The organism is Leclercia sp. S52, from assembly GCF_039727615.1.
GTDB classification, from domain to species: domain Bacteria; phylum Pseudomonadota; class Gammaproteobacteria; order Enterobacterales; family Enterobacteriaceae; genus Enterobacter; species Enterobacter adecarboxylatus_B.
Genome location: NZ_CP152474.1, coordinates 2,211,229 through 2,223,461, shown reverse-complemented (window position 1 = coordinate 2,223,461; position 12,233 = coordinate 2,211,229). Strand labels below are relative to the sequence as shown.

The window sequence follows — 12,233 nt, the reverse complement described above, 5'->3', positions numbered from 1 at the left end:
TCACACCTCGCCAGGCGGCGGTTCATTCAGCGAAGCTGATTCAGCCAGCAGTTCGCTCAGCACCACATCGGGATCTGCGTCAGCGTCAATCAGGTTGAGCTTTTGCAGCGCCTTAATCGCGTCAATACGGCGAAGATCGCCACCCTGACGGAGTGACTGAATTACCAGCGCCGCCGGCGGGTTGAACTCTTTCGACTCAACATCCAGCTCGGTTCGCACGTCAACATTGCCGCCCTCTGACTCCCCGATATATTCGGCCATGATTTGCAGGATGTTGTCGATCGCATCTTCCAGGCTGGTTGCCATGGTGTAGAGCGGGGACTGCTCCTGCATCTTCTCTTCTGAGGTCTGGTCAACAGACTTGGTCGAGGTATTGTCGGTGCGCAGCAGCTTCGCGCCCGCCTGGCGCATCTGCTCCACCAGGTCAGTCAGTGACTCTTTGCCAGCGCCGATAGAGGAGCCGGTGTGCTCGACGTATTCGAGCCCCTGCATCTGCCGATCGTTAAACTTCGTGGCAGAAGAAGATCCAATGACAAGTTCCTCGCCATCCTCCAGGCCAAACACTGTCAGCAGCGGCACCCTGGCGACGTGCAGAATGTTGTCCTGCTCGCTCTGGCTCTGCCAGTGCTTAACGTTCAGCAGCGCCATGTTGAGCAGCGGCGGTGAGCCGCACATAAAGCCGGTGCGCTTGGTGTAGAGCGTGACCAGAGTGATATCTCGGCGGGAGGTCTGCCACTCTTCATGCAGCGCCCAGTTCACTTGACCATCGGTGCCAGTAGCCTTGCGGTAAATCTGCACTTTCCCGGGTGTCAGGTAGCGAATTTGTTCGACTTTCGTCTGACCGAAGTCGTCACCGTCTTCGACCACAACCTCTTTGATGCGCAACTCGGTGAGCGCAACCTTGCCGCCCATCATTTTTGACTTCCAGCCGATCACCTGGCGGGGATTCAGCATCGTCACGTACGGGCGCGCGCCTGTAGCCTTTTCGTCGGCTTTGGTCTTCACTTGCTCGGCGTCGATCCGGGGATAGTCCACCAGCGCATGGGACAGACCGTACTGCATCGCCAGGCTGAAGAACGCCTGCGCCCAGACATCGAGGCGACTGCCTTCAAGATCCACGTTCCTCGCAAATTCGCGCAGCGCATCCGGGACGTTCTCGCCCAGTTGGATCGGCTCAGCGAACACGCGGCCAACGTTCTGGTTGATGGTCTCTTCGTAGGCGGGAAGAAGCGTGGCCACAGCCAGGCGCTTTTTGTAGTCCTCTTTGTCTTCTTTCGGCCAGCGTGGCAGATAAGCCTCACCAAGCTGGCGCATATACAGTGTACCGCCCATCAGGGCGTCGTTGATGTCCCACGCCTGCACCATGTTCCCATAGTCCAGATTGGGGGTTGAGATATCGGGCATGGTTTACATCCGTAGTTTGGTGACTTTGCCGGTTGGTTTGATGATCGGGAATTGCTTCACGATGTAATACCCACCAGCATCATTGGGGTGATCGTTGTCGGCTGATTTATCCGGCTCGCCGTTGGCCGCCCATACCTGCTGTTCAAGGCTGTCGGTATATACCGGGCAGCGGGTCACGTTAACTTTGTAGCGGCGCTCGCCGTTACCGTTGCAGAACATGGCATTCATGGAGTTAATGCGATCCTTCACCGGCGGGTTGGCAGCATTCACCACCACACTAAATCCGGCCTGTTTGAGCTGCGCGATATCCGTGGCGCTGGCGTTGTTCGATTTGCGCGAATCGCCGGAAGCATCGGGATAGATGTAAATCTGACGAGAGGCGACGTAACGTCCACCCTCATAGCGCCAGAACTCTTCCTGGATGCGCTTAATCATCGCTGGCGTGTCATAAACCTTCACCAGCTCCCTGACAGCCCTCGGTTCTCCGTCGCGCAGCACATGGACGATGGCTGCCATCTTGCCAACGTTAAAGTCCATGCCGATATACAGTGGTTCGCCTGCCTGCTCCTCATCGGTACAGCCATTAAGCTGGCGATCGAACTGATGATAGATGGTGCCGCTGGTCAGGTTGGTAAACTTCCCACGCAAATAAGCCTTAATCAGCTCTGGTGGATAGGAGTCCATCAGCGATGGAATGTAGTCGTGGGGAAGGTTCGCTTCATTATCGAACGTTGAGGCCTGTATCAGGCCATACAGCGTCGCCAGTTCAGGTTTATCGCGCACAGCTTTAACAAACTGCTGGTAGACGAACTTGAAGCCCTCTGGCGTGGTGGTCACATCGATGCCGTTACGAAGGCCGTCAACCTTGTAGCGCATACGAGCAATGATTTTTCGCCATGCCTGCTGCGCTTTTGCGGCAGCCATAACGTCCAGTTCATCCACCATCGCGTTGCCGATTTTGAAGCCGACAATAGAGCCGGGCTTCTCCATCGAACGGCAGATAGTCGTTCCGCGGAACTGACGCCCAGCGTAGAAGTGAACCTCTTTGTTCCCCTCGTTAATTTTGACGTTCATGCCCCAGTCGAAAGCCACCTCTTCCACTGTCGGGTAGAAGATGTCACGGATCTGCGGATAGGTCGGCGCGAAGTAGCCTTGGTTGATTTTAGGGAACTCCCACATTCCCTTGCAGATGCCGCCGCAGCCAACCCACGTCTTACCAGAACCGAACCCGGCAACATAGGCCTTAAACTTATGCGGCATAGCGAGAAAACGCGCCTGGGGGACATTAAGCGTCGGTGCTATCATCACGAACCCTCGCGTCTACCACGTTAATGTTGATTGCAACTGGTGCCGGAACATCATCATCAGGATCGGCCGCCAGCTCTTTGCGGAGTTTCTCCACCTCCAACTGCCGACGCTCAATTTCAATCTGTTGCAGACGCTGTGCAAACTCGCTGTCAGCCAGTCCCAGGCGCTTCATCACTGCTTCATACATGCGTTCACGGCTTATGGCCGTTATCTCTACGCCATTCTTACCTAGCTTCACGCCGGAGTAAGCCAGGGCTGCATCAGGGGGAAGTTTTCGGGTGTCAGCGAAGTATGGCTGCCCTATTCCGTCGCCATTGCAGCGTGGGCAGTTAGGGTTAGGTTCGCGATTGTGGTCATAGCCATAACCGCCAGGGTCTTCCGGGAGTTTTGCTCGTTCGTTGCCTTCAACCTTCGCGAGAGCCTCGTCGAACTCTACAGCGTCGCGCCATTGGTAGTGATGACCGAAGCCCCAGCAATAGCGGCAGGCGCCGCGGCGATACTGCGAAAGCTGGTTTGCATCGAAGGTAGCCAGTTGCCACATCTGCGCGAGGACTTCATCGGCGCTGCCGAGAGTGCGTTCTATGGAAGCTTTCTGCTGCTGTGCAATAGCCTGCGCAACTGAAGTTTTCTTAAGTAGCTGATGACCGATTTGCTCAGCTGTCTTTTTGCTGTACCCCGCCCGGATAGCAGCCTGCGTGGCATTACCATCCTTGAGGTATTCGGCGACGAAAAGTCTTTGCTGGGCCGTCAAGTCGTCATCATCCACCAGCTCTTCTGCGCACTTACCTTTCTGCGCAGTGCGCACTTTCTTCTGCGCAGGTTTTTGCGCACTTTGCGCAGAAGGCTTTTTGATATGTCGACGTGCGGTCGCGTAGTTCAGTCCCTGCGCTTCACACCACTCTTTCGGCGATATACCCGTTTTGGCATGCTCGGCGAGGAACTGGTCTTGCAACGCTCCCCAGTCCGGTTTTGCCATTGGTCACTCCATTTTTTCCCGACAGGGTGTAATTGTGATTTTACCGCTACGGCCATTACGATGGGTCTGCCCATGGTGATGGCAATAAAAAAACCGCCCGAAGGCGGTTATATTCAGCAGGTCAGCATATTATCTGTGAATGACAAATAGTGATTTGCATCTAGGGCAGAGCAAGGCCTGCTCCTGGCGTACTTTTGTTGCTGGGTGATTAGAGTCATGACCGCATATCGGGCAAGTCACTGTTGTTTTGGTCGCCGCTTCAACGCGTTTAAGTGCGTAATCGAAGAATGACATAATTCTTAACCCCTCTAAGAGTGAGGTCTATCATACCACGACTGGCCATTTTTTAACCACTAGCACCCATCACTTTAGCACTTAATCACCGAGTTAATAATCTGCTAACTAACCTCGGATGTTGCAATAGTGAACTTGTTTGACACAAACCCACCAGCCTCCGTAGCTGAGCTTTTGAATGGCTACCACTACCCGGAGTGGCCACGCCCATGCCCTTGAGTTTGCATCTCCTCTGGAAGCTAATGAGCGGTGTGCATCTGGCGTTCGCGCAGCTTTGCCAAAGTTTGTTTTAATTTCAATCCTTAACCATCACAACAGAGGATCACCAACTGGAGACTCAGGGCAACATCGTGGCTGCTGTATTGCTTTTGCCTAAAGTTGGTCTGTTTTAATGCTTCATTGACTTATCCTTAAATGGGTATATCGATACCCTTATCCGCTAATAGGCATTCAACCAACTCGATGTGTTTTTCATGGTGAGGGTTAGATGAGGATTTTCTTAATATCCCACGCTTACGCTTGTTGTTGGTTGGCCGAGTGCCAGGCTATCTAGGACTCTGATGCGGAGAATGCCAACTCCGGGGAAACATCGATAAAAAAGAGCATTAAAACTGAGACTCCTGTAGCCCTCCACGTGAGGGCTCTTTTTTTACCATTATCAAGCACACCTAAAGATAAGCTTTGGAATAGACGCAAAAAAAAGCCACCTTAGAGACCTTAGGATCTCTTACATCAATTTTATTTTTACTTCGTACCCTTCGAGCCCTGTCATAGTCTCGCGGGGAGTAAACTCGATTTCCGAAACCTCCTTGCCAGTTCTCTCTCTAAGTTCAGCAATTTTTTCCGTAATGAGGATAGATATTTCTTCTTCAGCTTTACGTTCCAGTTCTTCGCTTTTCATTTACACACACCTTCAGTTGACCCAAACCTATTATAAATAATAGGTTATCTTCCCAGAAGACGCCCAGGAATCATCAATCCAACCAGCTGTTATGCTAGCCCGTTAGAGGAGGTGCCCAGGCGTGCTGCGACAGTACTAGATACTTTAATTACTACTGCTGGCACTGCATACGGATATAATCCTGTAGATAGTTCACTTGCCCGTTGATGGTGACGATTCGCTCTCTGAGGGTGAAATAATCCCGTTCAGCGGAGTCAGTAAGTCGGGGGCTGGAAGCATCGCCCATGCCGCTGGAGCTGGTCGTTCCGTTAGCTGAACAGTTTGCGTTGAGCTGCAGCCGCTTACGGCCAGCAATGACATCGCTATGCAAACGCTCAATGGTTTCTTTTGCATCAGCAAGTTCTCCGGTGTATTTGGCATCCAGCGCAGCGGCATTACGTTGACGGGTTTCCATGTCGGTGATGGTGGCGTTCGCCAGCCGCAGGTTCTGCTCAGCAGCATCAGCGCGTCGTTCTTCTTTCTGAAACTCGGCGTGGTAATAACTAACCAGCCTGCTCATCACAAGCAGCGTAACCAGTAACAGGCCAATGCCCATTGTTTTCAAGTTAAACGTCATGCCAGCGCCGCCTGCGCCCGACTGTAGCGCACCTTACGATCAGCCAGTCCATTCTGACCGCCGTTGATAATCTGCGTGACACGAACGATATCGCCGGAATACAACAGGCAACCGCGTAACGCGAAGAACCAAGCTGCTGAACGAGCAGCGTGTCGTTCCTGCTCCAGCAGCTCCGGCGTGCTCACCAGATCCAGCTTCAGGGCAGTGGCGCATTTGGTGTAGTTCTCACGTCCGGTGATCTGCAGCAGGCCACGGCCACGATATTTCCAGCCGTCGCCCTCAGCGATGTTGCCCATGCGTCCGCCGTATACCAAGTTGGCGATTTGAGGCTGGCGGGCGGTCTGCTTACCATCAACCCGTCCCAGCATCTCGCACTGATACGATATCAGGCGCTTGCCGAAAGTTTTCTTCAGGCCGTCGACCGAGTAGTTGAAGTTCTCCTCCAGCGAGGTAAAGCCTGCCGATTCGTGGCCCAGCTGAGCGATGAACATGGCCCGATCGTTAACTGCGGTGATGCCGAATTCTTTCATTGCCGCGTCGATATGTGGATACCAGCGCGCAGCTAATTCGGCGCTTAGCCCAGCCGCCTTCTGAAATTGTGCCTGATTCATAGGGTTCCTTACTTGGTGTCACCACCAAAGCGGACATTGATAACTCGGTTTGCCACGGAACGGACCTGCTCGACGCCTACAAAGCCCAGCGCCCCGCCGATTGCAATGGATAGGGATTGAGGAAGGTTGACGTAATCCAGAGCGGATACAGCTGTTAACGTCATGGCGCCGCACATCAGGCCTTCCAGCAGCATCTTTTTCCAGCCACCGCCGCCGTAGGCAATTCTCAGCACTGCCATCACTACTGACAGCAGCACAGCGCCAATGGGTGTTTCACCACGCCACCAGCCGTGGAGCAGATTGATTAACTCCGTCCAGGAGTGGGGGTCGTTGTGCATTTTCATGTCTCTCACCTCGCTGGTTCGCGGGTGCTGTGCTCTAAGGGGGATCAGGCTCTCCGGATGAATTAACGACAAACCTTGATGGGGGTTTCCGGGAGCCTGAAAGAGAAAAAGGCCGCCCAAAGGCAGCCTCTTAAATTTGTTTGTTTTTCCGAAATATTGAACAGTTACAACCGATTTGAATTTAACCACTAGTTAACATTATAAACAATGAGGATATAATTAAAACAAGTTGGTAATGATTGCAGGGAAATGACGATGTCGCATTTCCCGCTTTTTTTTGGCATGTCGATAAAAAAAGCTCCGGCATTGGCCAGGGTGAAGAGGTGTTCTGTTTCGGATTGCTTTGGTGGGCTGATTATCTCAGGTATTCGGCGCAGGAATTGAGCCGAAAAATGTGTGATGCCGGGTGCCTCCCGGTGACTCTGCGCCAGACCACAGAACCGCGCTACTCACCTGCCTGTCCAGACGCCCCACTGCATAGGGGGGATTCACCACACGGTCACCATACTCGGCACAATCCATAAAAGATAGTTATTAATTTATTTTCACTTTTCTGAGCGCAGGTTTTTCATCGTTCTGGCATCTGGCTCTCTGTTTTCGGGCAACCGAGGGGCTAACCTTGGCATGTACAAAAATCATACAGGAGGGTCAAATGTATAACTCTATTTTAGTTCCCATTGACATTTCCGAGGATAGCCTGACAAACACAGTGATTCCATTTGTTCAGGCGCATGCAACTCTCAACACAGCCAAAGTCCATTTTCTTACTGTTATTCCTTCGCTTCCGTATTATTCAGCCTTGGGCCTGGCGTATTCAGCAGAAATGCCTGACCTGAAAGAATTCCAGCAAGCTGCTTTAACAAAGCTGGATGAAATTGTTAAAAAATTCCGAATACCTGACGAAAAAATACTAACTCACGCCGTAACTGGTTCACCAAAAGACCAGATCCTTAAGCTCGCAGACATGATAAATGCTGACTTAATCATTATTGCATCCCATAAACCTGATATATCAACATATCTGCTAGGTTCGAATGCTGCGGCTGTTGTACGGCACGCGAAATGCCCTGTCCTGGTCGTTAGGTAGATATCACAAGTTCGTGAAGTGCAATCTGCATGAAGAACGGAGGGAGCCTCCAGAGGTGTGAGGTTCCCCAAGAGTCTTGATTCTGGTTAGGAACAGTGATTTCACGGGCAACTCACGAAGGCGCAAATAATAAGAAACCCGCTCGGTGGCGGGTTTCTTAACGGTGAACACGCAATGCCCATCGTTGGAACGAAATTAACACAGATTCGGGAAAAGTAAATAGCCCATGATTGAAACGTAAGCCGTTTTCGTGAGCATTATCGTGTTATCTGCTTGAGCTGCGCTTCTGCCCAGGCTTCTTCGATATCAAATTTCGTGATCAGCTGGTCGTAAAACGGCTTAACCGACTTCTTCCAGGTATCCAGGCTGATTGCATCAGTAATCTGGCAAACAGCTGCATGGGCCTCTGTCGAAGGGATTCGCTCATAACCGCGACCACTGCAGCGCTTACAGGCCGCCAGCACCGGTACGCCCTGCGCCTCCGTGAGTTCCTGATTCACTGCCACCCCCCCTCCCATGGCAATCACTACAGGCGCAGCTGACAACTTTCTTCCCTTGGCAGGTCACACATAGAACGTGCGCAACTTCTTTCACCTGCCGCTGGTTCTGATGCTGCGAGGGAATAACTTTCAGTCCCCATTTCTTGGATTTTTGTATGATGTCCTTTGCACACCCAGACATGCTGGTTTTCATAGTGAAAACGTCAGCCTCGATAAACCCCTGCCCCGCGCAGCAATCGCACTGCTTAACGCTGGCTGCGCTGCGCGAATAGTCTTCAAAGGCGAACGCGGCCAGCTGGCGCATCACCAGCGGCTTAACCCTGTCGCTCAGCTTTCGTAGCGCAGCAACTTTATCGCATTTTGTCAGCGCGTATTCGGTCAGCAGCGCGATCGCCCTCTCCCGGTCGTTATGGCCGATCCCCATCTTACCGAGGAAAGCGCTGTACCCCATAGCCGCGCGTTCCTGCGTCATGCCCATGGCTGCCATGATGTCCGTACCGGTCAGAGAATCTGATGCAGTGGTGCGCGGGGAGTCGCTGATCATCGTGGACTTTGCGAAGTGATATTTCACGGTGTTTTCGAGGTTCATGCTGTGGCTCCTGCCATCTGATAAATGCGAATAAAGTTACGAAGGATGCGATAGTCCACCAGCACCGTTCCCGGGCGGCGATAAATGCGGAGGCGCAGCCAGCGCATGCGAAGCGATTCGATCAGTTCTTGTTTCATGCGGCCACCTGCTGTTTTAGGTCTTTGAGTTTTGTGCGGTAATCATCACGGATCCGGATGTAGTCGTCGCGCTTCCATTTCGGTAATTCGTGCGGGCCCATAAGGGCATCAAAGCGGGCCTGGCCGATTTTGGCGATCAGCGCCGGGCGGTATGCCGTCAGGTTGCCGGAGAGGTGGTTGTTGCAGGCCGAACACTGCTTATGGCAATTGTCCTCGTCGAAGCGCAGCTCCGGGTTAGCGCCGGTAGTGCGGAAGTGTCCTGCGTGGTATTGCCCCTCATGATAGCGGTCGCAACTGATGCATGGCTGATGCCTATCTCGGTAACCCAGCATCGCAGCAGGCGGAGCGTGCAGCATGAAACTGATTAACCGCAGCACACAGTCACCGCTCGCGCGGCAGGCATGCGATATCGCTCTGGCAGCTCATCAGGAGCGCTACGGCAACTACGGGCGCAGCCGGATGAAAGAGACGTACACAGTGCGGGTGGAAGGCGTGAAGGTCTGGGTTGAGGTGGTGAACCGCAAGGCGAGCTACGTGGCCACGGCGATGACCGGCATGCGCCGCCTGCGATCCTTACCCGGGCAGGCTGCCTGATATTGAAATATCACCGAGAAACCTAAAACAGCTGATAGCTGTGCCGGGTGCGGAGAAATAGCCAGTTCGCCCCGGCATTAAGTTTGAGTGGAGAAAGGTATGAGCGAAGTAATCATGATGGTATCGCCCGGGAAATGGGTGTCTGAGGAGCAGTTGATAGCTCTAAAGGGGATTAAAAAAGGGGACGCTGAAGAAGGCGCGGGAGAAGACTTTTCTGGAGGGGAAGGAATACAAACACGTCTCGTTCGACTGTAGTCCGTGGGACAACAGCCCGTGTTTTTACAACCTTGATGAGATCGACCGCTGGATTGAGCGTCAGGCCTCAGCGAAACCGCGGCGACAATCTGCTTAAATACTCTGACCATCAACCAACGAGGAATCGTTATGAAATACCCAACAGGAGTGGAAAACCACGGCGGCACGCTAAGGCTGTGGTTCATCTACAAAGGGGTCAGAGTGCGTGAAAGCCTGGGGGTGGCTGACACCCCCAAAAACAGAAAAGTGGCCGGCGAGTTACGGACGTCGATCTGCTATGCCATCAAAACAGGAACCTTCAACTATGCCCAGCAGTTCCCCTCCTCCCAGAACCTGGCGCGGTTCGGGGAGGCAAGGCAAGAGGTAACAATCGGGGAGCTGTCCGCGAGATGGCTTGCACTGAAGGAGATGGAGGTGGCTGAATCATCGCTCAACACTTATGGGCGAGTCATTGCTAATGTCACGGCTATTATTGGGCCTGGCACCCTTCTTTCTTCAATCACCAAAGAGAGCATGCTGGAAGTCCGGAAGGAATTGCTCACCGGTTTCCAAGTCATGAAGAAAGGACATAAAACTCCAAAACGGGGTCGATCCGCAGTTACTGTGAACAACTACATGACCGTGTTGTTCGGTATCTTCCAGTTTGCGGTTGAAAATGGCTACATTTCAAAGTCACCAATGAACGGTGTGGCCCCTCTGCGAGAGTCCCGCCCGGATCCTGACCCAATCACCCGGGAGGAGTTCCCTCGCCTGATTGATGCCTGCCACCATCAGCAAAGCAAGAACCTGTGGGCTATCGCCGTTTACACCGGATTGCGGCCGGGTGAACTGTGCGGACTTGCCTGGGAGGATGTGGACTTGAAGGCGGGAACAATCACCGTCAGAAGAAGCCTGACGCAGAAAGGGATCTTCACACTTCCGAAAACCAATGCCGGCACCAACCGGGTTGTGCACCTGATCGAGCCTGCCCTCGAGGCATTCAAAAGCCAGTATGAAATGACCCGTCTCTCTCAGGAGCATAACGTACCTGTTAAGCTGAGGGAGTACGGAAAGAAAGAGTTCAATAAGTGCACGTTTGTCTTCCTGCCGTCACTGACAGCGAGGGCCGGGAATTACGGCAAGCACTTCTCCATCAACTCCATAGGGAACTCGTGGGATGCGGCGATGAAAAGAGCCGGCCTTCGCCATCGGAAATCGTATCAGTCGAGACACACTTATGCGTGCTGGTCGCTTTCTGCAGGAGCAAACCCGAACTTCATTGCTAACCAGATGGGGCATGCCGATGCCCAGATGGTATTTCAGGTTTACGGGAAGTGGATGGAGGAAAACAACCTGGACCAGATCGCCATGCTGAGCTCAAAGTTAAGCGACTTTGCCCCAACCATGCCCCACAGCGACAGGACTGCTGCATAATATCTTTAAATATCCTCGACATACCTCTCTTAGCGCTGAAAATCCATGAATTCTAACGCGGTGCCCAGCCAGCCGGAGACGGCGGCTTTGATCAGGTCAGATGTGGATCTTTCATGTTGTACTTGAGTCATAATGGCTATCTCAACAGGGTAAGATGCGTACCGCTAAACCGCATTCATTGTTATTAGAACGTCAGCAACACCTTGCAGCACTGCCGCTGGTCTTTCTCAAACAGTTCAATGGCGTCTTTAACGTATTGATACTCAAAGGCGTGAGTAATCAGCTTGTCGGGATCGATCAGCCCTTTTTCCAGCCAGTCGATCACCACCGGGAACTTGTTGGCGTTCAGACGGGAGGAGAAAATCGACAGCTCTTTGCCGGTGATCCCCTGCTGCACGATCTGGCTCGGATCGCTGGAGAAGCCCATCAGCACAATGCGCGCCGCCGGTGAGGCCAGGGTGATGGCTTCCTGCAGAATGGACGGATGGCAGGCTGCATCAATAATCAGCGTCGGCCTGATGCCCTTCTCTTCCAGCAGCGCTGGCAGAGACTGGTTGCCATTGTTGATGACCCAGTCCGCCCCGCTGCGCTGGGCCATTGCCAGGCGCTCGTCGATGCGATCGACCACAATCACCTGCTTCACCTTGTAGACGCCTTTCAGCGCCTGGACAGTGACCAGCCCCATCGGACCGGCACCATAGATCAGCGCCACGTCCTGTTCCGTCGGGCTGGCGTGGCCGGTAACGTTGGCCGCGATGGTGAACGGCTCGACCATCACCGCATGCTTATCGCTGATAGCATCCGGGATGACCCAGGCATTTTTGGCCGGCACCACGGCGTACTCACTGAAGCCGCCGTCGCGATGTACGCCCAGCACCACCAGCGAGGTGCAGACGTTCGGTTTGCCGACCGAGCACGGGTAGCAGTGACCGCAGCTGATCACCGGATCTACCGAGACGCGCTGCCCCAGGCGGGCGCTATCGACGCCGTCACCGACGGCATCAATCACGCCAAAGAACTCATGGCCGATGACGCGCGGATATTTGGCAAACGGGTTATGGCCGCGATAGATATGGCTGTCGGAACCGCAGATCCCGGCCAGCTTCACCTTAACGCGCACCTCGCCCGCTGCGGGGGTCGGTAACGGGCGATCTTCGATAACCAGCGTATTCGGTTGTTGAATGACGATACTTTTCATCTTCTG

General features: G+C 53.4%; 12 protein-coding genes and 3 pseudogenes. 4 read left to right on the top strand and 11 right to left on the bottom strand.

Annotated elements, in window-relative coordinates; translation table 11 throughout:
* The 7 genes from AAHB66_RS10710 to AAHB66_RS10680 all read right to left on the bottom strand — a co-directional run bounded on the left by AAHB66_RS10710 (position 1) and on the right by AAHB66_RS10680 (position 6,454).
* The gene (locus AAHB66_RS10710; protein WP_347116203.1) at positions 1-1,404 is read right to left on the bottom strand and encodes a DUF4055 domain-containing protein; all 1,404 of its coding nucleotides are present in this window, start codon (positions 1,402-1,404) and stop codon (positions 1-3) included.
* Between the two features lie 3 nt (positions 1,405-1,407).
* On the bottom strand, positions 1,408-2,712 hold the full coding sequence (locus tag AAHB66_RS10705) for a terminase family protein (protein WP_347116202.1): 1,305 nt from the start codon (positions 2,710-2,712) through the stop codon (positions 1,408-1,410).
* The gene (locus tag AAHB66_RS10700) at positions 2,690-3,688 is read right to left on the bottom strand and encodes a terminase small subunit (RefSeq protein ID WP_347116201.1); all 999 of its coding nucleotides are present in this window, start codon (positions 3,686-3,688) and stop codon (positions 2,690-2,692) included. The genes AAHB66_RS10705 and AAHB66_RS10700 overlap by 23 nt, the downstream gene beginning before the upstream one ends.
* A gap of 1,021 nt (positions 3,689-4,709) precedes the next feature.
* On the bottom strand, positions 4,710-4,883 hold the full coding sequence (locus tag AAHB66_RS10695; RefSeq protein ID WP_347116200.1) for an addiction module toxin, GnsA/GnsB family: 174 nt from the start codon (positions 4,881-4,883) through the stop codon (positions 4,710-4,712).
* A 151-nt stretch (positions 4,884-5,034) separates the two neighbouring features.
* Positions 5,035-5,499: a lysis protein gene (locus AAHB66_RS10690; RefSeq protein WP_347116199.1), complete on the bottom strand. Its 465-nt coding sequence runs from the start codon at positions 5,497-5,499 to the stop codon at positions 5,035-5,037.
* Positions 5,496-6,110, bottom strand: a complete 615-nt coding sequence (locus AAHB66_RS10685) for a glycoside hydrolase family 19 protein (protein ID WP_347116198.1) — start codon at positions 6,108-6,110, stop codon at positions 5,496-5,498. The genes AAHB66_RS10690 and AAHB66_RS10685 overlap by 4 nt, the downstream gene beginning before the upstream one ends.
* Before the next feature lie 8 nt (positions 6,111-6,118).
* Positions 6,119-6,454 (bottom strand): phage holin, lambda family, encoded by a 336-nt coding sequence (locus AAHB66_RS10680; protein WP_270735990.1) that lies wholly within the window; start codon positions 6,452-6,454, stop codon positions 6,119-6,121.
* A gap of 652 nt (positions 6,455-7,106) precedes the next feature.
* Between AAHB66_RS10680 and uspF the strand changes: the two genes are divergently transcribed.
* Entirely contained in the window at positions 7,107-7,541 is a 435-nt protein-coding gene (gene uspF, locus AAHB66_RS10675; RefSeq protein ID WP_142486223.1) for a universal stress protein UspF, read from the top strand.
* Positions 7,542-7,798: 257 nt separating this feature from the next.
* Here uspF and AAHB66_RS10670 read toward each other — a convergent pair.
* The 3 genes and pseudogenes from AAHB66_RS10670 to AAHB66_RS10660 form a co-directional block, all read right to left on the bottom strand.
* Positions 7,799-8,630, bottom strand: a pseudogene (locus tag AAHB66_RS10670) (antitermination protein).
* Positions 8,627-8,767 carry a YlcG family protein gene (locus tag AAHB66_RS10665; RefSeq protein WP_347116196.1) on the bottom strand — a complete coding sequence of 47 codons (141 nt, stop codon included), beginning with the start codon at positions 8,765-8,767 and terminating at the stop codon, positions 8,627-8,629. The pseudogene AAHB66_RS10670 and the gene AAHB66_RS10665 overlap by 4 nt, the downstream one beginning before the upstream one ends.
* Positions 8,764-9,069, bottom strand: a pseudogene (locus AAHB66_RS10660) (recombination protein NinG); the annotation flags it as partial. The gene AAHB66_RS10665 and the pseudogene AAHB66_RS10660, both read right to left, overlap by 4 nt.
* 52 nt (positions 9,070-9,121) lie before the next feature.
* Here AAHB66_RS10660 and AAHB66_RS10655 point away from each other — a divergent pair.
* The 3 genes and pseudogenes from AAHB66_RS10655 (at position 9,122) to AAHB66_RS10645 (ending at position 11,029) form a co-directional block, all read left to right on the top strand.
* The gene (locus tag AAHB66_RS10655) at positions 9,122-9,361 is read left to right on the top strand and encodes a DUF4060 family protein (RefSeq protein WP_347116195.1); all 240 of its coding nucleotides are present in this window, start codon (positions 9,122-9,124) and stop codon (positions 9,359-9,361) included.
* Between the two features lie 99 nt (positions 9,362-9,460).
* A pseudogene (gene xisR, locus AAHB66_RS10650) lies at positions 9,461-9,713 on the top strand (excisionase family protein).
* Between the two features lie 32 nt (positions 9,714-9,745).
* Positions 9,746-11,029, top strand: coding sequence for a site-specific integrase (locus tag AAHB66_RS10645; protein WP_347116194.1), 1,284 nt, complete (start codon positions 9,746-9,748; stop codon positions 11,027-11,029).
* 184 nt (positions 11,030-11,213) lie between these two features.
* Here AAHB66_RS10645 and AAHB66_RS10640 read toward each other — a convergent pair whose 3' ends face one another.
* Positions 11,214-12,227 carry a Zn-dependent oxidoreductase gene (locus AAHB66_RS10640; protein WP_347116193.1) on the bottom strand — a complete coding sequence of 338 codons (1,014 nt, stop codon included), beginning with the start codon at positions 12,225-12,227 and terminating at the stop codon, positions 11,214-11,216.
* Between the last annotated feature and the right edge of the window lie 6 nt (positions 12,228-12,233).